Annotated in this window: 23 protein-coding genes; 16 read left to right on the top strand and 7 right to left on the bottom strand. The window is 60.2% G+C overall.

The annotated features are described in order from the left end of the window. Window positions 1-116: 116 nt before the first annotated feature. Complete coding sequence (locus ACIOWA_RS15345) at window positions 117-1,703, bottom strand: ABC transporter substrate-binding protein (RefSeq protein WP_401160544.1); 1,587 nt, start codon at window positions 1,701-1,703, stop codon at window positions 117-119. Between the two features lie 446 nt (window positions 1,704-2,149). On the opposite strand from ACIOWA_RS15345, the gene rpmB reads away from it, so the two are divergent. Next, complete coding sequence (rpmB, locus tag ACIOWA_RS15340) at window positions 2,150-2,383, top strand: 50S ribosomal protein L28 (RefSeq protein ID WP_007920377.1); 234 nt, start codon at window positions 2,150-2,152, stop codon at window positions 2,381-2,383. A gap of 11 nt (window positions 2,384-2,394) precedes the next feature. Then, window positions 2,395-2,550 carry a 50S ribosomal protein L33 gene (gene rpmG, locus ACIOWA_RS15335; RefSeq protein WP_016772554.1) on the top strand — a complete coding sequence of 52 codons (156 nt, stop codon included), beginning with the start codon at window positions 2,395-2,397 and terminating at the stop codon, window positions 2,548-2,550. A 109-nt stretch (window positions 2,551-2,659) separates the two neighbouring features. Here rpmG and ACIOWA_RS15330 read toward each other — a convergent pair whose 3' ends face one another. Together ACIOWA_RS15330 and ACIOWA_RS15325 are read right to left on the bottom strand one after the other, a co-directional pair. Continuing rightward, a complete protein-coding gene (locus tag ACIOWA_RS15330) occupies window positions 2,660-2,860 on the bottom strand; it encodes a hypothetical protein (protein ID WP_401160541.1) in 201 nt (66 codons plus the stop codon). Between the two features lie 85 nt (window positions 2,861-2,945). After that, entirely contained in the window at window positions 2,946-3,308 is a 363-nt protein-coding gene (locus tag ACIOWA_RS15325) for a cupin domain-containing protein (protein ID WP_401160540.1), read from the bottom strand. A gap of 237 nt (window positions 3,309-3,545) precedes the next feature. Between ACIOWA_RS15325 and ACIOWA_RS15320 the strand changes: the two genes are divergently transcribed. Both ACIOWA_RS15320 and ACIOWA_RS15315 read left to right on the top strand, forming a co-directional pair. Next, entirely contained in the window at window positions 3,546-5,039 is a 1,494-nt protein-coding gene (locus tag ACIOWA_RS15320) for an aldehyde dehydrogenase (protein ID WP_339433783.1), read from the top strand. A 185-nt stretch (window positions 5,040-5,224) separates the two neighbouring features. Beyond that, window positions 5,225-6,370: an MFS transporter gene (locus tag ACIOWA_RS15315; protein ID WP_339433782.1), complete on the top strand. Its 1,146-nt coding sequence runs from the start codon at window positions 5,225-5,227 to the stop codon at window positions 6,368-6,370. Window positions 6,371-6,399: 29 nt separating this feature from the next. On the opposite strand, the gene ACIOWA_RS15310 is transcribed toward ACIOWA_RS15315, so the two are convergent. Further along, window positions 6,400-7,968, bottom strand: a complete 1,569-nt coding sequence (locus ACIOWA_RS15310; RefSeq protein WP_339433781.1) for a phospholipase D family protein — start codon at window positions 7,966-7,968, stop codon at window positions 6,400-6,402. A gap of 388 nt (window positions 7,969-8,356) precedes the next feature. Here ACIOWA_RS15310 and ACIOWA_RS15305 point away from each other — a divergent pair, with 388 nt between their 5' ends. From ACIOWA_RS15305 to ACIOWA_RS15290, 4 genes are all read left to right on the top strand, one after another. Next, entirely contained in the window at window positions 8,357-8,959 is a 603-nt protein-coding gene (locus tag ACIOWA_RS15305; RefSeq protein ID WP_339466465.1) for a DUF1120 domain-containing protein, read from the top strand. Between the two features lie 163 nt (window positions 8,960-9,122). Next, the gene (locus ACIOWA_RS15300; RefSeq protein ID WP_401160537.1) at window positions 9,123-9,830 is read left to right on the top strand and encodes a fimbria/pilus chaperone family protein; all 708 of its coding nucleotides are present in this window, start codon (window positions 9,123-9,125) and stop codon (window positions 9,828-9,830) included. Next, window positions 9,830-12,271: a fimbria/pilus outer membrane usher protein gene (locus ACIOWA_RS15295; protein WP_401160535.1), complete on the top strand. Its 2,442-nt coding sequence runs from the start codon at window positions 9,830-9,832 to the stop codon at window positions 12,269-12,271. The genes ACIOWA_RS15300 and ACIOWA_RS15295 overlap by 1 nt, the downstream gene beginning before the upstream one ends. Window positions 12,272-12,285: 14 nt before the next feature. Continuing rightward, a complete protein-coding gene (locus ACIOWA_RS15290) occupies window positions 12,286-12,825 on the top strand; it encodes a hypothetical protein (protein ID WP_339466467.1) in 540 nt (179 codons plus the stop codon). A gap of 126 nt (window positions 12,826-12,951) precedes the next feature. Here ACIOWA_RS15290 and ACIOWA_RS15285 read toward each other — a convergent pair whose 3' ends face one another. Further along, complete coding sequence (locus ACIOWA_RS15285; RefSeq protein ID WP_339433776.1) at window positions 12,952-14,376, bottom strand: PLP-dependent aminotransferase family protein; 1,425 nt, start codon at window positions 14,374-14,376, stop codon at window positions 12,952-12,954. A 179-nt stretch (window positions 14,377-14,555) separates the two neighbouring features. Between ACIOWA_RS15285 and ACIOWA_RS15280 the strand changes: the two genes are divergently transcribed. Next, window positions 14,556-14,801, top strand: a complete 246-nt coding sequence (locus ACIOWA_RS15280; RefSeq protein WP_339433775.1) for a DUF1127 domain-containing protein — start codon at window positions 14,556-14,558, stop codon at window positions 14,799-14,801. 104 nt (window positions 14,802-14,905) lie between these two features. Here ACIOWA_RS15280 and ACIOWA_RS15275 read toward each other — a convergent pair whose 3' ends face one another. Next, window positions 14,906-16,216: an FAD-binding oxidoreductase gene (locus tag ACIOWA_RS15275; protein WP_339433774.1), complete on the bottom strand. Its 1,311-nt coding sequence runs from the start codon at window positions 16,214-16,216 to the stop codon at window positions 14,906-14,908. A gap of 147 nt (window positions 16,217-16,363) precedes the next feature. On the opposite strand from ACIOWA_RS15275, the gene ACIOWA_RS15270 reads away from it, so the two are divergent. Further along, window positions 16,364-16,717 carry a YkgJ family cysteine cluster protein gene (locus ACIOWA_RS15270; protein WP_221730875.1) on the top strand — a complete coding sequence of 118 codons (354 nt, stop codon included), beginning with the start codon at window positions 16,364-16,366 and terminating at the stop codon, window positions 16,715-16,717. Window positions 16,718-16,818: 101 nt separating this feature from the next. Here the strand turns inward: ACIOWA_RS15270 and ACIOWA_RS15265 are convergent, their stop codons facing one another. Beyond that, window positions 16,819-17,307 carry an Lrp/AsnC ligand binding domain-containing protein gene (locus ACIOWA_RS15265; RefSeq protein ID WP_221730874.1) on the bottom strand — a complete coding sequence of 163 codons (489 nt, stop codon included), beginning with the start codon at window positions 17,305-17,307 and terminating at the stop codon, window positions 16,819-16,821. Window positions 17,308-17,460: 153 nt separating this feature from the next. Here ACIOWA_RS15265 and dadA point away from each other — a divergent pair, with 153 nt between their 5' ends. From dadA to ACIOWA_RS15235, 6 genes are all read left to right on the top strand, one after another. Continuing rightward, window positions 17,461-18,765 (top strand): D-amino acid dehydrogenase, encoded by a 1,305-nt coding sequence (gene dadA / locus ACIOWA_RS15260; RefSeq protein ID WP_339433773.1) that lies wholly within the window; start codon window positions 17,461-17,463, stop codon window positions 18,763-18,765. Then, window positions 18,737-19,090: a RidA family protein gene (locus tag ACIOWA_RS15255; RefSeq protein ID WP_339433772.1), complete on the top strand. Its 354-nt coding sequence runs from the start codon at window positions 18,737-18,739 to the stop codon at window positions 19,088-19,090. The genes dadA and ACIOWA_RS15255 overlap by 29 nt, the downstream gene beginning before the upstream one ends. 94 nt (window positions 19,091-19,184) lie before the next feature. Next, window positions 19,185-20,258 carry an alanine racemase gene (gene alr, locus ACIOWA_RS15250; protein WP_401160531.1) on the top strand — a complete coding sequence of 358 codons (1,074 nt, stop codon included), beginning with the start codon at window positions 19,185-19,187 and terminating at the stop codon, window positions 20,256-20,258. An 88-nt stretch (window positions 20,259-20,346) separates the two neighbouring features. Next, window positions 20,347-20,895, top strand: coding sequence for a cupin domain-containing protein (locus ACIOWA_RS15245; protein ID WP_221730870.1), 549 nt, complete (start codon window positions 20,347-20,349; stop codon window positions 20,893-20,895). A 182-nt stretch (window positions 20,896-21,077) separates the two neighbouring features. Further along, the gene (locus tag ACIOWA_RS15240) at window positions 21,078-21,494 is read left to right on the top strand and encodes a cytochrome c5 family protein (RefSeq protein WP_221730929.1); all 417 of its coding nucleotides are present in this window, start codon (window positions 21,078-21,080) and stop codon (window positions 21,492-21,494) included. A 135-nt stretch (window positions 21,495-21,629) separates the two neighbouring features. Continuing rightward, window positions 21,630-23,552: an acetyl-CoA hydrolase/transferase C-terminal domain-containing protein gene (locus tag ACIOWA_RS15235; protein WP_401160529.1), complete on the top strand. Its 1,923-nt coding sequence runs from the start codon at window positions 21,630-21,632 to the stop codon at window positions 23,550-23,552. Window positions 23,553-23,554 lie beyond the last annotated feature (2 nt).

Genomic DNA, 23,554 nt, shown 5'->3' with positions numbered 1-23,554 from the left:
GCTTGCCCGGGTGGTATTTGCTCTGTTGAAAAACCAGAGCGAATACTCCCCTAAAGCGGTTTAGGGGCTAGGCATGAACCATAGAATCTCCCACAGTGGGGGTGTGCTGTGTCAGGCTACTTGAACGTAACCCTGGAGTAGTCCTGCCGTCCAAACGGGCTGACGGAGTAGCCCTGGACATCCTTGCGCGTCAACGCGAAGGCCGTCGGGTGCGCCAGCGGCAGCCACAGCGCCTGCTGCTGGATCTGCGCCTGCGCCTGCTCATAAAGCTTGCTGCGCACGCCTTGCTCGCTGGTGGTCTTGCCCGCGCTGATCAGCTTGTCCAGATCGGCATTGCAGTAGCGGGCGAAGTTGGTACCGGACTTGACCGCCGCGCAGGAAAATTGCGGCGTGAGGAAGTTGTCCGGGTCGCCGTTGTCGCCCGCCCAGCCCATGAACAGCAAGTCATGCTCGCCGGCCTTGGCGCGGCGAATCAATTCGCCCCATTCGATCACGCGGATTTCCGCCTGAATGCCGATTTCCGCCAGGTCCGATTGCAACATCTGCGCGCCGAGGCTTGGGTTGGGGTTGAGCAGGCTGCCGGACGGACGCGTCCAGATGGTGGTCTGGAAGCCGTCCTTCAAGCCGGCCTTGGCCATCAGATCCTTGGCTTTCGCCACGTCGTGCGGATACCCCGGCAGGTTTTTCGCATAGCTCCAGGTGTTCGGCGGGTAAGGGCCGTTAGCCGCTTCGGCGGTGTCTTCGAACACGGCTTTGATGTAGTGGGCCTTATCGAAGGCAAGATTGATTGCCTGACGCACTTGCGGCTTGTCCAGCGGCGGATGCTGGCTGTTGATACCAACGAAAGCAGTCATGAACGCGTCAGTCTTTTCGACTTTCAGCGTCGGCTCTTTCAGCGCTGCCTGTACGTCCAATGGCTTCGGCGACAACGCGATCTGGCACTCGTTGCGCCGCAGTTTTTGCAGGCGCACGTTGGCGTCCGGGGTGATGGCGAAGATCAGTGGATCAACCGATGGCTTGCCAGCGAAATAATCCGGGTTGGCCTTGTAGCGGATCGAGGCGTCTTTCTGGAAACGCGTGAACACGAACGGGCCGGTGCCGATCGGTTGGCTGTTGAGCTTTTCCGTCGCGTTGGCCTTTAGCAACTTGTCAGCGTATTCGGCGGAATAGATCGAGGCGAAACCCATGCTCAGGGTCGCCAGAAAGGTCGAGTCCGGGTGATCGAGGGTGAAGCGCACGGTCAGCGGATCCAGTGCGTCGATTTTCTTGATCAGCGCTGGCAACTGCATCGACTGCGCATGCGGGAAGCCGCTCTGGGCGACTTTGTGCCACGGATTGGCAGGGTCGAGCATGCGGTCAAAGCTGAATTTGACGTCCTCTGCTGTCAGTTCGCGGGTCGGCTTGAAGTAATCGGTTGTATGAAACTTCACCTGCGGGTGTAGCTTGAACACATAAGTCAGGCCATCGGTGCTGACTTCCCAGTTGTCGGCCAGGCTCGGGACGACTTTGCCGCTGGCTGTGTCGAAGTCCACCAGGCGGTTCATCAGCACGTCGGCCGAGGCGTTGGTGGTGGTCAGCGAGTTGTACTGCACCACGTCGAACCCTTCAGGGCTGGCCTCGGTGCAAACGCTCAGCGCGGCGGCCTGGGCCAGGGGGCTCAGCAGGAGCGGTGCGAGCAGCAGGGGTAGGGCAGCGAGGCGCATGGTCGGTTTCCTTTTACAGATCGAAGGCCCATCTGCAAGTGCAGTCTGGAAAAGGCCTACCCTAGAGGTCTGGATTACAAATGACTATCCCCATTTTGCATTTTCAGGGCACAGTGCTATCCGTTTTTCAGACTGCGTGGCTTCGTAAAAAGTCCGAAACGCCCGCGCAGGCGTTTTTCTGCGACGAGCGGTAAAAATCAATGCCGGCCTTTATCCAAGGCGTTCGCAGCCTGAAAAATCGCCTTTTTACCGATTGATTGCACACCGATTGTTGTTGCTTCCCGGTCTTTCTGGTATAAAGCAGCGCTCTTTTCTAGGGGCCCGGTTCCTTCACTGTAGGTGTAGCCGGTAAGACCTCTAAAGAAACGCGGCGCCTGGCGCCAAATGACTGAGAGATTAAGCGGCCAACCCATGCCGGGTTGGGCATGTGGTTAGAGGGCTGAGGCATGTCGAGAGTATGTCAAGTTACCGGTAAGGGTCCGGTGACTGGGAATAACATTTCCCACGCAAACAACAAAACCCGTCGTCGTTTCCTGCCGAACCTGCAGCATCACCGCTTCTGGGTTGAAGAAGAGAAACGTTTTGTGCGTCTGCGCGTATCTGCCAAAGGCATGCGTATCATCGACAAGCGTGGCATCACTGTCGTGCTCGCCGAACTTCGCCGCGATGGCAAGATTTAAGGGAGCTAATCATGCGTGAATTGATTCGTTTGATCTCGAGCGCCGGTACTGGTCACTTCTACACTACCGACAAGAACAAGCGTACTACCCCGGACAAAATCGAGATCAAGAAATATGATCCGGTTGTTCGCAAGCACGTGATGTACAAGGAAGGCAAAATCAAGTAATTGATTTTTCCCGACTTACAAAAAAGGCCCGTATCTCACGATACGGGCCTTTTTTGTTGCCCCGAAACGACCCGGGATTTACTCCCCATGCCGCCCGTCTGAGCCGTACTCAGTAGAAGCTGAACGACTCGATGTTGCCTGCGGAATCCTGCTGGATGTTCAGGCGTTCGGGGTGCAGATCAGTCGTGCCCACCAGTCCGCTGCGGATATTTCCACGGCCGGTCAGCTCGCTGATGTAGGTCTCGACGCTCGGCACATAGCGGCTGCCGATCAAGTGGCGAATCTGTTGCAAGACTTCATCATTGGTCATATTGCATTTCCTTATGCATGGATGAGGTGCCCGTTTTGGGCCTCTGCATCGTCCGACCAATTCAGTAAGGCTGTGCGGTATATAGTTATTTTTTCTGTTCAAAGATCACATAGATCTTGCGGCAAGCCTCCAGCACTTCCCAAGTGCCACGGAACCCCGCCGGAATCACAAAGCGATCACCCACGCGCAAGGTCTTGGCATTGCCATCGCTGTCACGCAGTACGGAAACGCCCTGCAAAATCTCGCAGTATTCATGCTCGGTGTAATTTACCGTCCATTGGCCCTCCGCACCTTCCCACACGCCGACGTTCATTTGCCCACAAGGGCTGTCGTATTGGTTGAACACCGCTTGCTCGGGATCGCCCTTGAGCACTTTGGCCGGGTCCGGCCGGTAGCGTTCGGCTTCGCTGGTTGTCAGGCTGATGTCGACGACGTTCTGGATGTTCATTGTTGTTTTCTCCCGTGAGGACGGCGCGATGGCTGGAAAGGGCCAAAGTCTATGTTTATTAAATTGAACACCGCAAGGCCGTATAGCGCGCTTATGTCAAATATATTGAAACAACCCCGGCCGCTGGTTTAGGGTGGCGGGTGCCTTGGGCCGAAATGCAGGCTGGCCGGGCAGAATTCCTGAGGGCGCTGGCGATGATCGTGCGGCGTTCGTATTGAACAAGAGGAGGACACTTAAATGACCACCCTGACTCGTGCCGACTGGGAACAACGTGCTCGCGACCTGAAGATCGAAGGCCGCGCTTACCTTAATGGCGAATACACTGATGCCGTCTCCGGCGAGACCTTCGAGTGCATCAGCCCGGTCGATGGCCGTCTGCTGGGCAAGATTGCCAGCTGTGACGCCGCCGATGCCCAGCGCGCGGTGGAAAACGCCCGCGCCACTTTCAATTCCGGCGTTTGGTCGCGCCTGGCGCCGACCAAGCGTAAAGCCACCATGATCCGCTTCGCCGGCCTGCTGAAACAGCACGCCGAAGAACTGGCCCTGCTCGAAACCCTCGATATGGGCAAGCCGATCAGTGATTCGCTGTACATCGACGTTCCGGGCGCGGCGCAAGCGCTGAGCTGGAGCGGTGAAGCGATCGACAAGATTTACGACGAAGTCGCGGCTACCCCGCACGATCAACTGGGTCTGGTAACCCGCGAGCCGGTGGGCGTTGTCGGCGCCATCGTGCCGTGGAACTTCCCGCTGATGATGGCTTGCTGGAAGCTCGGCCCGGCGCTGTCGACGGGTAACTCGGTGATCCTCAAGCCGTCGGAAAAATCCCCGCTGACCGCCATCCGTATCGCGGCATTGGCTGTTGAAGCCGGTATCCCGAAAGGCGTGCTCAACGTACTACCGGGCTACGGCCACACCGTTGGCAAGGCGCTGGCTCTGCACAACGACGTCGATACGCTGGTGTTCACCGGGTCGACCAAGATCGCCAAGCAACTGATGATCTATTCCGGCGAATCGAACATGAAGCGTGTTTGGCTGGAGGCCGGTGGCAAGAGCCCGAACATTGTCTTCGCCGATGCCCCGGATCTGCAAGCCGCCGCCGAATCCGCCGCCAGCGCGATTGCCTTCAACCAGGGCGAAGTCTGCACCGCCGGTTCGCGTCTGTTGGTCGAGCGTTCGATCAAGGACAAATTCCTGCCGATGGTGATTGAGGCGCTCAAAGCCTGGAAGCCGGGCAACCCGCTGGATCCTTCGACGAACGTCGGCGCGCTGGTGGATACCCAGCAGATGAATACTGTGCTGTCGTACATCGAGTCCGGCCATACCGATGGCGCCAAACTGGTCGCGGGCGGCAAGCGCATCCTCCAGGAAACCGGTGGCACCTACGTTGAGCCAACGATTTTCGACGGTGTGAGCAATGCAATGAAGATCGCTCAGGAAGAGATCTTCGGCCCAGTGCTGTCGGTCATCGCTTTCGATACCGCTGAAGAGGCGATCCAGATTGCCAACGACACGCCGTACGGCCTGGCTGCTGCGGTGTGGACACAGGACATCTCCAAGGCGCACCTGACCGCCAAGGCGTTGCGTGCCGGTAGCGTGTGGGTCAATCAGTACGACGGCGGCGACATGACCGCACCGTTCGGTGGCTTCAAGCAGTCGGGCAACGGCCGCGACAAATCGCTGCACGCGTTCGACAAGTACACCGAGCTGAAATCGACCTGGATCAAGCTGTAAACCCTTGAGGGAGCCCGGTTGTCCCGGGCTCTCTGACGAAGCGCGGATCCCTGTGGGAGCGGGCTTGCTCGCGAAAGCGGTGTATCACTCAGCACATCTGCTGAATGTGAAACCGTCTTCGCGAGCAAGCCCGCTCCCACATTGGTTTTGTGGTGAAAACAAGAATATCCACAGGAGCGTGGAACATGCGTTGGGCGACGTATTTCGCCGTGTTGGCGTCTGTCTTGAGTGTCGGTCTGGCCTTGGGGGTCAGCATGCCGCTGGTGTCGTTGCGTCTGGAGGGGTGGGGTTATGGCGCCTTCGCCATCGGCGTGATGGCGGCGATGCCGGCGATTGGCGTGCTGTTGGGGGCGAAGATCTCCAGTCATCTGGCTGCGCGCTTCGGTACGGCCAATCTCATGCGCCTGTGTCTGTGGGCCGGGGCGCTGTCGATCGGTTTGCTGGCGTTGTTGCCCAGCTATCCGATCTGGCTGGTGTTGCGGCTGATGATCGGCGTGATCCTGACCATTGTTTTCATCCTCGGCGAGAGCTGGATCAACCAACTGGTGGTCGAGCAATGGCGCGGACGGCTGGTGGCGCTGTATGGCAGCAGCTATGCGCTGAGCCAATTGTCTGGCCCTTTGCTGCTGGGAGCGCTCGGCACCGATCACGATTACGGTTTCTGGGTCGGTGTGGCGTTACTGACGATTTCGCCCTTGCTGTTGCTGGGCCGCAGTGGTGCGCCGAGCAGTGAAGCAAGCAGCGTGACGTTCAGTGACCTGTGGCGCTTCGCCCGTGAACTGCCGGCGATTGCCTGGGCGGTGTCGTTGTTTGCGGCGTTTGAGGCGATGATCCTGACACTGCTGCCTGTTTACTGTCTGCGCCAAGGCTTCACCGCAGAAATCGCCTTGGCGATGGTCAGTACTGTGGTGGTTGGCGATGCGTTACTGCAATTGCCGATTGGTGCGTTGGCCGACCGTTTATCCCGCAGGACGCTGTTTACCGGGTGCGCCGTGGTGTTGCTGCTGTCGAGCCTGGCAATTCCGTTGCTGATCGATACGCTGCTGATCTGGCCGTTGTGGGTGCTGTTCGGCGCCAGTGCTGGCGGACTGTTCACGCTGTCGCTGATCCTCATCGGTGAACGTTATCGCGACGATGCGCTGGTGCGTGCCAATGCGCACATCGCGCAACTGTGGGGCGTTGGCTGCCTGGTCGGGCCATTGGCGGCGGGGGCGGGCAGTCAGTGGATCAGTGGTCATGCGCTGCCGTTGTTGATGGCGGCAGGGGCGTTTGGCCTGGTGATTCTGGTGTCGCGCCAAGGCGCGTTTGGCGCGGTGGCCGAGCCTGCCTGAATGCGTGCGGGGGAATACCTCTGGCCGGGCTACAGCATTCGCTCAAGACCGACGGTGGTGCTGAACCACGCATTGAACCGTCGCCACCAACTCCCCGGTTCTTTGGTCAGGGTGTGCATCTGGCCGTTGTCCTCGGTCACCCAGACAATCTGCCCGTTCTCAAGCGTTGCCTCGTAACTCAGTGCCGGTGCCATGCCTTGCAGGGCCAGTTCGCGCACATGCCCGGCGAGTTCGGGGCTGTCCACCAACACCCCGACTTCGGTGTTCCAAAGCACTGAGCGCGGGTCGAAGTTGAATGAGCCGATGAACGACTTCTGTCGGTCGAAGATCATCGCTTTGCTGTGCAGGCTGGAGTCCGAGCCGCGAAACGATTTGCTGTAAAAAATATGCGGGCCGCTGCCGCCGCCATCACCGGGCTGGCGACGCAGCTCGAACAGTTTCACGCCATGCTCCAGCAGCGCTTTGCGATAGGGGGCATAGCCGCCGTGCACGGCCGGCACATCGGTGGCTTCCAGCGAATTGGTCAGCAGGGTCACTGAAACGCCCGCGTCGGCGCGTCCGGTCAGGTACACCAGCCCCGGCTGGCCGGGTACGAAGTACGCCGAAACCATGATCAGTTCTTTGCTGACGCCCTTCAGCTCCGGCGCCAGTTGCGTGGTCAGCAACAATTGCGGATCAGGCTCAGCTTTGGCCAGCACCTTGCTCGGCGCATCCCACAGCGCCTGGTTCCAGGCCCAGATCAGCTCTGTGCGCCAGATGTCCATGCGTGGTTCGGTCTTGAACTTCATCAACTGCTGATACAGCGCGTGATTCTGCTTGCGGGTGTCCTCCAGCGATTCTTCCAGGCGTGTGCGGGTGTTCTGCAGATCCTTGGCTGAGGGTTTGCTGGTTAGAAATGCTTCGATCGGTTTGCTCAGCGCGCTGTTCCAGTACTGATCGAAGCTGTGCCCGAGTTGCTCGGCCACGGGCCCCATGCTGAGCATGTCGATGTCGGTGAAATTCAGGTTTGGCTCGGCATCGAAATACTCGTCGCCCAGATTGCGCCCACCCACGATGGCCGCGCTGTTGTCCGCCAGCCACAGTTTGTTGTGCATTCGCCGGTGTTGCAGCGACAGATTGAACAGGCGCCCGGCCGCCCGGGTCACGCCCGTGCTGCGCCCCAGATTCAGCGGGTTGAACAAGCGAATCTGGATCTGCGGATGCGCCGCCAGCGTGGCGATGATCTGGTCCAGGCCGTCGCTGGTGGTGTCGTCAAGCAGGATTCGTACGCGCACGCCACGGTCGGCAGCCTTGAGCAGTTCCTCAACCAGCATCCGCGTGCTGATGCCGTCGTGGACGATGTAGTACTGCAAGTCGAGACTGGTTTGCGCGTGGCGGATCAGTTCGGCGCGTGCGGTGAACGCTTCGGTGCTGTTGGACAACAGGCGGAAACCGGACTGTCCCTGATGGGGCGCTGCCTGCGCCTGAATTGAACGACCGAACGCAGACTCCTTCGCCGGCAGGGCCTGGCTTGGCGTCCGGGGAACATCGAGCGTGGTGCACCCGCTCAGCGGCAGGACGACCAGCAGTGCAAGCGTAAGGGCGTGTCTGGAACTCAAGTCAGATGTTTCCGAATGTGGGCGGGCCTGGAGTATGGCACGGCGGGCGTGACGGGTTATTCGGCGGAGCCGACGCGCCGACTAGAGCGGCTTGTAGCCTATGACTGTCGGCAGGAGGGAAGTTCTTCAACAGATTGAGGAATTTTCCGGCTCACATCAGCTACGTCTTGTAGCGAATTTTCCGGTGTCGATTGTTACTTCGCCTTACATCACTCCTATACAGCAATCGGAATAATGACGGCGCTGATTCTGATGCAGGATCTTTCCTGTTTTTACTCAGAAAAAGCGCAGATGAATGTCATCTTTCGATTCTTATGGAGTGAGAATTTTCATGCGTAATACCTTTCGTGCAATGGCTGTTGCAAGCGCGCTCTGTCCAGCGCTGGTCATGGCTGACTCAACAGATCTGACCATTACCGGGACGATCATCCCGACCTCCTGCACCCCCGCTTTTTCCGGCGGCAACTTGGTAGACCTGGGCAACATCTCTGCCGCATCGCTGAACCGCGATTATCAGACCGAACTGACCAACCGCAATATCACCTTGAGCGTCAGTTGCTCGGCGTCCGCGCCGATGGCCATCAAGGTGCATGACAACCAGGCCCATACTCAACGGCCGGGCATCGTTGTCGATGGCACCGATTGGAAAATGTACATCTTCGGAATCGGTGAGGTGGGCGGCAACAAGATCGGCGGCTATGGCTTGCGATTCGGCAAACCCTCCGTCGATGGCGAGTTGTCGAGTGTGATGTACAAGCAAGGTACCAGCGCCAATTGGAGCGAGCCGGATACTGCCACGCTCCTGGGTAAAAACTATGAGGGCAACCTGCGTTATTCCTGGGGGCGCAGTACGGCCGCAGGCCCTCTGCCCGGAATGGTGCATACCTTCCCCATAACGCTGGTGCCCGTCATAGGCCCGACGTCGAGTCTGCCGATTACCTCTGACATTTCACTCAACGGTTCGGCGACGTTCGAACTGCTCTACCTCTGAGGGCAAGGCACTGCCGCGAACCGTGGTCGGGCAGTGCCGCATGAGCCGCAGAACCCCTCGACGGGTTTGGGTGGCGTCCAGGCTTGTCATTTCCAATCAACACAATCGGCTGGCTCGTTGTCCGGCGCTGATGGCGTCTGCGCGCTTGCCTGTGGAGCCTTACATGAACGCCTTTGTGCGCAACACCATCGCCAGCATGCTGCTGGTTTCTTTGTGGGGGCCCGATCCTGTTCGGGCGGCGGGGATGGTTCCCGAAACGCCCGTCGTCGTGCTCGATGAAGGCGTCGGTGAAGCAGGGATCAATGTGCTCAACAGCGAGTCACATCCGGCGCTGCTGCACACTTCCATCGAAGACGTGCCGCAAGACACTGAGTCACTGTTATTACTGACGCCGCCGGTGGCGCGCGTCGAACCCGGGACCACGCAGCGTGTGCGGTTCATCCTGCGCAGCGCCGAACCGCTGCAAACCGAGCGCCTCAAGCGTGTGGTGTTCGAGGGCATCGCGCCGCAAGACTCGTCCGGCAAAGCCCAGGTAAGCCTGAGCGTGCGGCAGAACATTCCCGTCATCCTGCGTCCGGCCAAATTACCGATCGACCGCGAACCCTGGAAACATCTGGTCTGGACGCGCCAGGGCAGCGTGGTCCAGGTGCGTAACCCCAGTCCGTATGTCGTGCGTCTTGGCCACGCGGTGAATTTGCTGCCGGGAGAGCAGGAGATCGATCTGGGGCGCACGTACGTGTTGCCCGGTGAGCAACTGACGTTGAGCGGTGCCGTCGACCCGGGCCGTCGGCCGACACAAGTGCGATTGTTCCCGGTGACCACTTACGGATTTGCCATCGGGCACGTTGACGCGCCGTTGGTGCCGGACTGATGCACGGGAGGCGCTGGGCTGGCGTTTTGCTGGTCATCACTTGGGTTTGTCCGCCGATGCACAGTCATGCCGTTTCAAGTGACACCCGGGCAGTGCCGGCCGCGGTGCAGTTCAATCAGGATGTGCTCAGGTCTCGCGGGCTGGATCCGCATCTGGCCGAGTATTTCAGCCAGGTACCGCGTTTTCGCGAGGGTGCGCAAACCGTAACGCTGGCGGTCAATGGTGTGCCCAAGGGGCGGTTGCGGGTGACGTTCGATGCTGCAGGTGATCTGTGTTTCGCGCCGCCTTTGCTGGAGCGTGGCGGCATCAGGGCGGATCACGTCGAGTCGGAGCCCGGTTCGGGATGCGAACTGTTTGCCCGACGGTTTCCGCAATCCGTGGTACAAGCCGATCCTTCTCGGCAACACATCGATCTGCTGATGCCGACCGATACGCTGCTGCCCGATCATCCGGCGCAACGGCGTTTCTTCAACGGCGGTACGGCGGGGCTGTTCAACTACGATGCCTTGCTGCTCGGCAGTCGGTTCGCCGGGCAATCCAGCCAGTACCGCAGCCTCAACAGTGAACTGGGTTTGAACACGGCTGACTGGTCCTTTCGCAGCCGCCAGGCTTACAGCGAATTCGCCGGGCAGGGCAGCCTCGAACACCTGTATGCCTACGCTTCACACACCTCGGAACGCTATCAGGCCAACCTTCAATTGGGGCAATTGAACATGGTCTCGCCGCTGTTTTCCGGTGAGGCATTCAACGGTTTTCAGTTGCAGCCCGAGATGGCACTGATGGAACTGGACGAGGACAGCGCCGGTGCCAGAGTCGAGGGCATTGCCTACTCCGCCGCGAGAATCGAGGTCAACCAGAACGGTGCGCTGATCTATACCACCCTAGTGCCCAGCGGCCCCTTCACCCTGGTGGGTTTGCCGCTGCTCAGTCAGAGCGTGGATCTTGAGGTCACGGTGCACGAAGAGGACGGTCAGCAGCGGCGCTTTATTGTCCCGGCGACGCAACTGCTTAGTACGCTGCCGGGCAGGGTGGCGGGCTATGGACTGGCCGCGGGAAAGGTGCGGCGTTACGCCGGCGACGAGCGTGATGCACCGTCGTTTGCTGCCGCCAGCAAGGACTGGCGCCTGAGCCCGCGCTGGCAAGCCACGGCCGGTGCGATGTTCGGCAACGGCTATCAATCGTTGGGCTGGGCGATGCAGGGCGCCGTCGGTGAGCGCCTCGTACTGAGCGGTCGGCAGGTGATGTCGCGGGCCCAGGATCAAGCACTGTCCGGCACCCAGGTACAGTGGGCGGCGAATGGTTTGTTAGGCGAAAGGCTATCGGCCAGTCTGGCGCTGACTCAGCAGACCCGGGATTTCCGCACGCTGTCGGACACCGCGTGGAATCCGCGCGATGACCAGCCGTTCCAGCGCGTGCGCAATCAACTGAGTGCGAGCCTCAGTGCGGGCAGTCTGACTCTGGGTGGTTTCTCTGGGAGTTACTCGCGGTTCTCAATGTTCGACGGGACGGTGACCTCACGGGTCGCCGTTGCCTGGTCGCAGATGATTCGTCGGGCCAATGTTTCTTTCACCCTGGAGCGGGATATCGCCGGGGTAGCGGACGATGCCCGAGGTACGGCGGCTTATCTGAGCGTGAGTGTGCCGCTGGGATCGCAGCGGACGTTGCGCGGTTACGTGCGCAATGACTCGGTCGGCGGCACGCGCAGCGGCCTGCGATTCAACGAACAAGTCAGCGATACCCTGGCCTACAGCCTCGGTGCGGAGCGGCCGGATAGTGGCCAATCGGGTTTCAACGGGCGGGTCAATCTGTTGCCCCGATACAGTCAACTGGATGCGGGTTACTCGCGCAGCGGTAGCGGCGACGAGAGCTATGACGTCGGCCTGCGCGGCGGTGCGCTGGTGCATGACGCCGGCGTGACGCTGTCGCCTTATCCGCTGCGCGAGACCTTCGCATTGCTCAAGGCGGGCGACAGCGCCGGGGTGCGCCTGATCACCCCGCGAGGCCCGGTCTGGACCGACCGTTCCGGCCATGCGGTGGCAGCCAGCCTGCCGGCCTACAGCAAGGGCCGGGTGGAGATCGACACCGCCAGCCTGGGACACAACGTCGATGTGCATAACGCCTATCAGGAGGTCGAGGCTGGACGCGGCGCGGTGCCGCGCCTGGCGTTCGACATGGTCACGGCTCGGCGGGTGCTGTTAGAGGTGCGCACGGTGGATAACGTGTTGGTCGACAAGGGGCTCGGCGTGTTCGACGCACAGGAGCAATACATCACCAGCGTGCTGGGTGCCGGACAGATTTTCCTGTCCGACGTACAGCCTGACCTCGAACTGTATCTGCGGCTTGCGGGCGGTCAGCGCTGTCGACTGGAGTTCGCCATGAGCGAGGCGCGTGACCCTTATGCGCTGTACGAAACCGCGCAGGCCCTCTGCCGGACTGTCTGAAAAAGGAAAGCACCATGCACGGCATCAAAAATCGAGTGGCAGGCGTTGTATGGCTGTGCCTGTTGACGCACATGGGATGGGCGCAGGCCCGGCCCGACTGCAGCGTCAGACTGGGCCCGGCCGTCGTCGATTTTGGCCGCACGACACGCGGGCAACTGCTGGCGCAGTCACCGCCGGGTGATCCATTGAGTTTCGGATTGCGTCGTGCTCAGGCCAACGTCCAATGCGAACAACCAGGCCCGTTGCGCCTGACGCTGGTCGCGCCAGCGGCTTATGCCGGGCAATACCGCTTTGGTGCGGGCACGCTCAGCGTGCGGGTGCTGACCGTGCGGGTGGACGGTAAAACGGTCGACTGGATCAGTGACGGGCAGGCTCCCGCGGCGGATGCGCGCACTCTGCAACCTGGCGTCAGCCTGATACCGGCGGTCGCGGGAATGGGTATTGAAGGCAGAAGCCTGGAAGTCGAACTGGAACTGGAAGCGCACGTCACCTCGGCAGCCACCCGGGTCAGCGACCTGACCCGATTTGAAACCCGGCTGAGTTTTCGTCAGTAAGGCCATGCTGTCAGGTTGAAAAATGGGGGGAAGTGAAACGTCAGGTGTGGTGAGGGGGCGTGCTCGCGCTTTTACGGAGAACCAAAGGACCCAGTGGGCGCAAGGTCCCTCGCCACAGCCTGTGTGTCAGTTGCCGTCCTCGGCGAGCAGCCTGGTGGCCGCTGCGCCGACCTTGCGCACCGCCTCTTCGATCTGCGGTGTCGGTTTGGCAGCGTAATTCATTCGCAGGCAATTGCGGTACTTGCCCGAGGCGGAAAAAATGCTGCCGACTGCAATCTGCACGTTCTGATCATGCAAGGCACGATTGAGTTTCAGCGTGTCAAAACCTTCCGGCAATTCGACCCAAAGAATGAAGCTGCCTTGCGGGCGACTGGCGCGAGTACCTGCCGGAAAGTAGCGCGTGACCCAGTCAATCATTACGTCGCGACTGCGCTGGTATTGTGCACGCATCCTGCGCAAATGCGGTTCGAAGTGGCCTGCTTTGAGAAACTCGGCAATGGCAATCTGTGGTTGCGTCGCGGTGGAGCCAGTGCTGATGTATTTCATGTGCAGCACCCGTTCCAGATAACGACCGGGCGCCACCCAGCCAATACGCAGCCCGGGTGCCAGTGTCTTGGAAAATGAACTGCACAACAGCACGCGGCCGTCTTCGTCGAAGGATTTGATGGTGCGCGGACGCGGGTAGGTATAGGCCAGTTCGCCATATACATCGTCCTCGATGATCGCCACGTCAAAGCGTTGCGCCAGCGTCAACAACGCACGTTTGCGCGACTCCGGCATGATGTAGCCCAGCGGGTTGTTGCAGTTTGGGGTGATCTGGATGGCTTTGATCGGCCATTGCTCCAGCGCCAGTTCCAGGGCTTGGAGGCTGATGCCGGTGAGCGGGTCGGTGGGGATTTCCAGGGCTTTCATGCCCAGGCCTTTGAGGGTCTGCATGGCGCCGTGAAAGCTCGGCGAATCCACCGCGACGATGTCTGCGGGTTCACAGATCGCGCGGATGCTGGTGGACAGCGCCTCGTGACAACCGGTCGTGATGACGAGGTCGCTGGCGTTCAACTGGCAACCCGAGTCGAGCATCAGCCGAGCGATCTGTTCACGCAGTTCGAGGGTGCCGTGGATGTTGTCGTAATACAGACCGGGCATGTCCTGGCGGCGACTGATCTGCGCCAGTCCGCGCAGTAGCGGTTTCATGGTCGGCGTTGTGACGTCGGGCATCCCGCGTCCGAGTTGCACCACATCCTTGCGCGGCACCGCGCGAATCAATTCCAGCACCTGATCCCACTGCGAGATCTCCACCGGGCGCTGCGCCGGACGCCCGACGGCGGGCAGCTCCGGCAACTCGCGACCGACCGGCACGAAATACCCGGACTTGGGTTTTGGTGTGGCCAGGCCACTGTCCTCGAGCACGCGATAAGCCTGCTGCACCGTGCTGAGACTCACGCCATGTTCTACGCTCAAGGCGCGTACCGACGGCAGGCGATCACCCGGACGGTAGAAGCCTTGTTCGATGCGCGTGCCGAGCAGTTCGGCGAGATTCACATATAGCGTCATGACACTGCCTCGATGCAGATGATTCGATAAACCAGTACAGATGCGGCGTAAATCGACAATTCAGTGGCAGAAACAGCAAATCTGTATGGATTTAATGCAGGTTGTTTGGATCTGTAATGCTTTTGCCGGCCCGCGCATCATGGAATCTCTGGCGACCCAAGTAAACAGGAGCGACAAAAATGAACGGCTTGAGCGATGTGCGGCTGACGTTACACAGTCAGGAACTGGTGGCTGGGCAGGAGGACAGTACGTGGAATGCGGCCATGCGCAACGCGCCGTCAGGCCTGAGTCGCTGGGGTCTGTTCTGGCATCGTCTGCACACGCGCAAGGTGTTGCTCGGCCTGACGCCGGAGCAACTCAAGGATGTGGGGCTGACCCGCGAGCAGGCGCAGGAGGAAGGGTTGAAGCCGTTCTGGCGAATCTGAAATCTGTATTGTTTTTGCGGGTCTCTTCGCGAGCAAGCCCGTTCCCACAGGGAATTGCAGTCCTGGTGTGGGAGCGGGCTTGCTCGCGAAGGCTTATAAAAAGATCAGACCAGCTCTTTAAGCCGATGCCACAACATCCCCAGCGCCAGCAGCGGCGAACGCAGATGCTTGCCGCCCGGGAAAGTGATGTGCGGCACCTTGGCAAACAGATCGAAGCCATCGCTGTGCTGCCCGCTGATCGCCTCTGCCAGCAGTTTGCCCGCCAGGTGCGTGGCATTCACCCCGTGGCCGGAATAGGCCTGGGCGTAATACACATTCGGCTGGTCATTGAGCCGGCCAATCTGCGGCAGACGGTTGGCACCGATGCCGATCATCCCGCCCCACTGATAATCGATCTTCACCCCGGCCAGTTGCGGAAAGACGTCGAGCATCTTCGGCTGCATGTAGGCGGTGATGTCCTTCGGATCGCGCCCCGAGTAATGGCAGGCGCCGCCGAACAGTAGACGGCGATCGGCCGAGAGGCGGTAGTAATCCAGCGCTACCCGCTGATCACAGACCGCCATGTTCTGCGGCAGCAAGTTGTGCGCCTGCTCCTCAGTCAAAGGCTCGGTCGCGATGATGTAGCTGCCGGCGGGCAAAACTTTGCCGCTCAGTTGTGGGTTGAGGTTGTTGAGGTAGGCGTTGCAACCGAGCACCAGCGTTTTCGCGCGTACCGAACCCTGCGCTGTGTGCACCTTCACTTCAGAGCCGTAGTCGATGCGGGTCACCGCCGAATGCTCGAACAGTTGCACCCCCAGTTGCTGCGCCGCTGCCGCTTCACCCAACGCCAGATTCAATGGGTGAAGATGCCCGGAACCCATGTCGATCAGCCCGCCAACGTAGCGTTTGGAACCGACCACGGTGTGCATTTCATTGGCTTGCAGCAAACGGGTTTCGTAGCGATAGCCCAGACCGCGCAGTTCTTCGGCGTCTTGGGCAAAGCCTTCGAGGTCGGCGGGTTTGTTGGCGAGGTCGCAGTAGCCCCAGGTCAGGTCGCACTGGATCTGGAAACGCTCGACGCGCTGGCGGACGATTTCCACCGCTTCCAGGCCCATGAGCTTCATCTGCCGCACGCCGTCGGCGCCGATGACATTGGCAAATTGATCGAGACCGTGGCCGACCCCGCGAATCAACTGCCCGCCGTTACGACCACTGGCGCCCCAGCCAATCCTGTGCGCCTCCAGCAACACCACGCGCAGACCGCGTTCGGCCAGTTCCAGCGCCGTGTTCAGCCCGGAAAACCCGCCGCCCACCACGCACACGTCGGCAATCACTTCGCCTTGCAGTCTTGGGTGATCGGGCTGCGGCAGGCTGCTGGCGGCATAGTAGGAGGCAACGTGGGGTTGGCTCGCGAGGTTTCGGGCGCGGGCATTCATGGGCATCATCCAACGGCTAAGTGTCGAGAAAATTTGACGGAGCATAAGCCGCCCGCCCGAAGACGGGCAACACGGGTCGCCCGTTGCTGTCTGGATCACGGCTTTTGCGGCACAATTGCCGCCTATTCTCCGTAGGTCACTGTTTCGATGAGTTGCAACAGCCAGAAAATCCGCACCCTGCGTCAGCAGATCCCCACGTTCGAGTGCGTGCCGGGCTGCCATGACTGCTGCGGGCCAGTGACCACGTCACCCGAAGAGATGGCCCGCCTGCCGCGCAAGACCCGCGCCGAGCAGGATGCGGCGATGGAAGAACTGAACTGTGTGCACTTGGGGCCGAATGGCTGCACGGTGTATGGCGAGCGGCCGCTGATTTGTCGGTTGTTTGGGACGACGAAGACCTTGCCATGCCCGAATGGACGGGGGCCGGTCGAGTTGATTCATCCGCGCGCTGAAAAGCAAATCTTCGAGTACATGGCGGCGAATCGGCAGGTCCTGGTTTAACGGGTTCACTGTTGACCTGGTCGAGCAAGCCCGCCCGCACATTTGGAGTGCATTCCAGCGCGGGCTTGCTCGCGAAGAGGCCGGTACAGGCACCGTCAAATTCAGTCCGGAACCGGCAGGCTCAAACTCTCCTTCACCTCTTCCATCACGATATAGCTCTTCGACTCCCGCACATGCGGCAGCTTGAGCAGGATGTCGCCGAGCAACTTGCGATACGAGGCCATCTCGGAAATTCGCGCTTTCACCAGATAATCGAAATCCCCTGATACCAAATGACATTCCAGCACATGGGGCAATTTCAGCACCGCACGTCGGAACTCTTCGAAAGTATCGCCGGATTTGTAGTCGAGGCTGATCTCGACGAAGACCAAAAGACTACCCTTCAAGTGCTGAGGATTGAGCCGGGCGTTGTAGCTCATGATGATCCCTTCGCGCTCCAGACGTCGTACCCGTTCGGTGCACGGCGTGGTGGAGAGGCCGACTTTTTCCCCGAGTTCGGTAAAGGAAATCCGCCCATCCGCCTGCAGGATCCGCAAGATGTTGCGGTCGATCTTGTCCAGCTCACGTTTGGTCTGAGTGTTGGTACGCATAGGGGATGCGCCTCCGTGAAAAGGGTTTTTGCCGAGAATTGTCGCCAAATATAGGCGCTTATATAGTGAAAAGCACTGGCATTTATTTTTTACACTGCGCTCATCATTGCTCTAACAACACGTCGGCGGTCAGCCGCGATGAGGGATACAAAAATGCGCGTCATGGTCTTGGGTAGCGGCGTCATCGGTACCGCCAGTGCTTATTATCTGGCCCGTGCCGGGTTTGAAGTGGTGGTGGTCGACCGGCAGCCCGCCGCGGCCATGGAGACCAGTTTCGCCAACGCCGGCCAGGTGTCGCCGGGTTATGCCTCGCCGTGGGCCGCGCCGGGTGTGCCGCTCAAGGCCATCAAATGGCTGCTGCAACGCCACGCACCGCTGGCGATCAAGGCCACCGCCGACATCGACCAATACCTGTGGATGGCGCAAATGCTGCGCAACTGCACCGCCAGCCGATACGCGGTGAACAAAGAGCGCATGGTGCGTCTGTCCGAGTACAGCCGCGATTGCCTCGACGAATTACGCGCTGAAACCGGCATCGCTTACGAAGGCCGAAGCCTCGGCACCACCCAATTGTTCCGCACCCAGGCACAACTCGACGGCGCCGCCAAAGACATCGCCGTGCTGAAAGAGTCCGGTGTGCCGTTCGAAGTCCTGGATCGCGCCGGCATCGCCCGGGTCGAGCCAGCGCTGGCTGGCGTTACCGACATCCTCGCCGGCGCGCTGCGCCTGCCGAACGACCAGACCGGCGACTGCCAGATGTTCACCACCCGTCTCGCCGAAATGGCTGTGAAGCTGGGTGTTGAATTCCGTTTCGGCCAAGACATCCAGAAGCTCGACTACGCCGGTGATCGCATCAACGGCGTGTGGATCGACGGCAAGCTGGAAACCGCCGACCGCTACGTTCTGGCGCTCGGCAGCTACTCGCCGCAGTTGCTCAAGCCGTTGGGCATCAAGGCGCCTGTTTACCCGCTCAAGGGGTACTCGCTGACCGTGCCGATCACCAACCCGGCGATGGCCCCGACCTCGACCATTCTCGACGAGACCTACAAGGTCGCAATCACCCGTTTCGACAACCGCATCCGCGTCGGCGGCATGGCCGAGATTGCCGGTTTTGACCTGTCGCTGAACCCGCGTCGACGCGAAACCCTGGAGATGATCGTCAACGACCTTTATCCTCAGGGCGGCAATCTGGCCGAGGCGAGTTTCTGGACCGGCCTGCGTCCGACCACGCCGGACGGCACGCCGATTGTGGGCGCCACGCCGTTCAAGAACCTGTTCCTCAACACCGGTCACGGCACGCTCGGCTGGACCATGGCGTGCGGTTCCGGTCGTCTGTTGGCCGACCTGATGGCGAAGAAAAAGCCGCAGATCAGTGCCGAAGGCCTCGATATTTCCCGTTATGGCAACAAATCCCAGGAGTCGACCCAGCATGTCAATCCATCGCCAGCTCACCAATGAGCGCATGAGTCAGATCGTCAGCCACAACGGCACCGTGTTTTTGGCCGGGCAGGTCGGCGACGATTTCGATGCCGGGATTGAACAACAGACCCGCGATGTCCTCGCCAACATCGAGCGCTTGCTGGATCTGGCCGGGACCGACAAACGGCATCTGCTGTCGGCGACGATCTACCTGAACGACATCGAAGCACACTTTGCCGCAATGAACTCCGTGTGGGATCAGTGGTTGCCCAAAGGCGCCGCCCCGGCCCGTGCCACTGTCGAGGCGAAGATGGCCAAGCCGAGCATCCTGGTCGAGATATCCATCGTCGCTGCGTTGCCGTAATCGTTTCAAAGATCCCTCTGCCGGTGTTGTTGGCGGTTCACGCCGTCAGCCAGCGCCGGTTTTTATTCCCATGACCGCCTAGAAGTCTGCCGCCATGCGTCCTGCCCGTGCCCTGATCGACCTTCAAGCCCTGCGTCACAACTACCGAATTGCCCGCGAAGTCACCGGCGCCAAGGCGCTCGCGGTGATCAAGGCAGATGCTTACGGCCACGGCGCGGTTCGTTGCGCCCAGGCGCTGGAAGCTGAGGCTGACGGTTTTGCCGTCGCGTGCATCGAAGAGGCTTTGGAACTGCGCGCCGCCGGCATTCGTGCCCCGGTGTTGTTGCTTGAAGGGATTTTCGAGGCCGATGAGCTGGCGCTGATCGTTGAGCATGATTTCTGGTGCGTGGTGCATTCGCTGTGGCAGCTCGAAGCGATCGAGCAGGCCGCGTTGAGCAAACCGATCACCGTGTGGCTGAAGCTCGACTCGGGCATGCACCGTGTCGGTCTGCATCCCAAGGATTACCCGGCGGCCTACCAGCGACTGCTGGACAGCGGCAAAGTCGCGAAGATCGTGCTGATGAGCCACTTCGCCCGTGCCGATGAACTGCACGCGCAGACCAGTGCTGATCAGGTGGCGGTCTTCGAGGCCGCGCGCCAGGGCCTTGCCGCCGAAGTCAGCCTGCGCAATTCGCCCGCTGTACTCGGTTGGCCGCAGATCCACAGCGACTGGGTACGCCCGGGCATCATGCTTTACGGCGCCACGCCGTTCGAAGAAGCCAACGCTGTGGCCGAGCGCCTGCAACCGGTGATGACTCTCGAATCAAAAGTTATCTGCGTACGCGAATTGCCGGTCGGCGAACCCATTGGCTACGGCGCCAAATTCATCACGGATAAACCGATGCGCATCGGCGTGGTCGCCATGGGTTACGCCGATGGCTACCCGCGTCAGGCACCGACCGGCACACCTGTGCTGGTGGCCGGCAAACACAGTCGCCTACTCGGTCGGGTATCGATGGACATGCTGTGCATCGACCTGACGGATGTGCCGGAAGCCGGGCTGGGTTCGACTGTCGAGTTGTGGGGCAAAAACATCCTCGCCAGCGACGTCGCGAAGTGGGCCGACACCATTCCTTACCAGATCTTCTGCAACCTGCGTCGGGTGCCAAGGCTCTATTCCGAGGGTTGAGGCAGCTGCGGGGCCCAAGTGTTGTAAATACTGAACGCTGTCGCCATGATAACGCTCAATATTCTTACAACATCAGGAGGCTCCAGCCTTGGACGTCGGTGAACGACTGCAATCGATCCGCAAGCTCAAAGGGCTTTCCCAGCGTGAACTCGCCAAGCGCGCGGGCGTCACCAACAGCACGATTTCGATGATCGAAAAGAACAGCGTCAGCCCTTCGATCAGTTCGCTGAGGAAGGTTCTGGGCGGCATTCCCATGTCGATGGTCGAATTCTTCTCCGAAGAAATCCTGCAGGAACAACCGACTCAGATCGTCTACAAAGCCAACGAGCTGATCGACATTTCCGACGGCGCCGTGACCATGAAACTGGTCGGCCGTGCACACCCGAGCCGGGCCATCGCATTCCTCAACGAAATCTACCCACCGGGCGCCGACACCGGCGAAGAAATGCTCACCCACGAGGGTGAGGAAACCGGGATTCTGGTGGAAGGTCGTCTGGAACTGGTGGTGGGCCTCGAAACTTTTATTCTCGAAGCCGGCGACAGCTACTATTTTGAAAGTACCAAGCCCCATCGTTTCCGCAATCCGTTCGACTTGCCCGCGCGACTAATCAGCGCAGCCACGCCGGCGAATTTTTAAACAAAGAGGCGCCAGGCCACTATGGCGAAGGCACCCGAACCGTTTTAGCGATGTGCAACAAGACCCCTTTAACTTTGGGGTTGTTTCAGTGTGGCGGGCTACCCGCTATACTTGCGCCCGCCTGCGAACCGTGGCCGCAGGCGTGAATAGCCACCATTGAGGGTGAACGCGTGAACCTAATTATGAAAATGCTGGCTGCACCAGCAACCGTACTGGCCCTCTGGGCTGTCAGCGCTCAAGCTGCGACGAATGACGACATTGCCAAGCGCCTGGAGCCCGTAGGCCAGGTGTGTGTACAAGGTCAGGAATGCAAAGGGATGGAAGTGGCAGCGACCGCCGGCGGTGGCGGCGGGGCGAAAACCCCGGACGAAGTGATTGCCAAACATTGCAACGCTTGCCACGGCACAGGCCTGCTGGGCGCACCGAAAATCGGTGACACCGCCGCCTGGAAAGAACGCGCCGATCACCAGGGCGGCCTTGACGGCATCCTGGCCAAAGCCATCACGGGCATTAACTCGATGCCGCCGAAAGGCACCTGCGCTGATTGCACGGATGACGAGCTCAAGGGCGCTATCCAGAAGATGTCCGGCCTGAAGTAAGGCGCTCTTTTGATGAAAAAAACCGTCTTCGGACGGTTTTTTTGTGCCTGCGATTCTGACCCTGGGCTGTTCATTGCAGCAAAGTAGCGGCAAGCTCGGTCTACCTCTATTCACGCAAAGGGCGGGAGGCTTCAGATGGTGCAGTTGTGTTCAATCGAACAGGCAGTGGACGACGTGCTCACGCGGTTGCCGGCGCATATTCACATGGGTTTGCCGCTGGGACTGGGCAAGCCCAATCACTTCGTCAACGCGCTGTACCGGCGGCTCAAGGAACTTCCGGAGCGGCAACTGACGATCTACACCGCCCTGTGCCTGGGGCGGCCGAGCCTTGGCGATGGCTTGCAGAAACGCTTCATCGAGCCCTTCGTAGACCGCGTCTTCGGCGATTACCCGGAATTCGATTTCCTCGCTGACCTGCACCGCGACAGCCTGCCCGCCAACATCCGCATCGAACAGTTTTTCATGCAGCCCGGCAGCCTGCTCAATAGTCCCCCGGCCCAGCAGGACTACGTCAGCAGTAATTACAGCCACGCCGCCCGCGACATCAACGCCGCCGGCCTGAACCTGGTCGCGCAGTTGCTCGCCAGCAGCAGTGAGCATCCCGACCGCTTGAGCCTGAGTTGCAACCCGGACATCACCCTCGACCTGTTGCCGATGATCGCCAAGCGTCGCGCGGCGGGGGAGACGATTTTGCTGGTCGGCCAAGTGCATACCGATTTGCCGTACATGCCCGGCGATGCCGAGGTCGATATCGACACCTTCGACTTTTTGATTGACGAGAAGGACAGCACCACGTTGTTTTCCACGCCGAACATGCCGGTTGGCTTTCAGGATCATTTCATCGGCCTGCATGCCAGTACGCTGGTGCGTGACGGCGGAACGTTGCAGGTCGGCATTGGTTCTATGGGCGATGCACTGACGGCTGCGTTGCTGGCACGCCAGGCGGATAACGCCGGATATCGGGCATTGCTGGCCGACGTGAATGTCAGCCAGTGGGCGCAATTGATCGAACGTGAGGGCGGCACCGCACCGTTCGCCAAAGGCCTTTACGGTTGCAGCGAAATGTTCGTCAACGGCTTGCTGGTGCTAGCGGATGCGGGGATTATCCGGCGCAAGGTCTACCCCGATGTCCACACGCAAGAGCAGGCCAACGCCGGCACCCTCGATGAGGCCGCGCAGCCTGACGGCATCTCGGTGCACGGCGGCTTCTTCCTTGGCCCGCGCAGTTTTTACCAGCGTCTGCGCGAGTTGCCGCAGAGCAAGCGCCTCGAATTCAACATGACCCGCATCAGCTACATCAACGAGTTGTATGGGCAGGAAGAACTCAAGCGTTTGCAGCGTCTTGATGCACGGTTTATCAACACCGTCTTCACCATGACCCTGCTTGGCGCCGGCGTGTCGGATCAGCTCGAAGACGGACGGGTGCTCAGCGGGGTCGGCGGGCAATACAATTTTGTCGCCCAGGCCCACGCGTTGCACGATGCACGCTCGATTCTGATCCTGCGCAGCTGGCGCGAATCGGGGGGCGACGTCAGCTCCAACATCGTCTGGGAATACGGCCACTGCACGATTCCACGGCATCTGCGCGATATCGTCGTCACCGAGTACGGCATTGCCGATCTGCGCGGCAAGACCGACGCAGCGGTGATCGAGGCGTTGCTCAATATCAGCGATTCGCGCTTCCAGGCGGGGCTGATCGAACAGGCGCAGACAGTCGGCAAACTGCCGAAGGATTTCCGCATTGATCCACGATTTGCCGATAACACGCCGCAACGCTTGCAGGCGATTGCCGCGCGACACCCGAACCTGTTTCCGGAGTATCCGTTGGGCTGTGATTTCACGATGATCGAGCGGGATCTGTTGCGGGCGCTGAACTGGTTGAAGAGCAAGTTCAAGCTGACTGAGATTCTGGAACTGGGCAAGGCCGCGCTGGATGCGCCAGACGCTTCAACATTCCCTGAACACCTGGAGCGGATGCAGCTCAAGAATCCGGAAGGGTTAAAGGATGACCTGTTCCAGCGCCTGCTGCTCACGGGCCTCAAAGCCACTGCGAACTAACG

Source organism: Pseudomonas sp. NPDC087614 (assembly GCF_044743485.1).
Classification (GTDB): Bacteria; Pseudomonadota; Gammaproteobacteria; order Pseudomonadales; family Pseudomonadaceae; genus Aquipseudomonas; species Aquipseudomonas baetica_A.
Note: the sequence above shows the minus strand (reverse complement) of the source record. Positions and strands in the feature narration are given on the sequence as shown.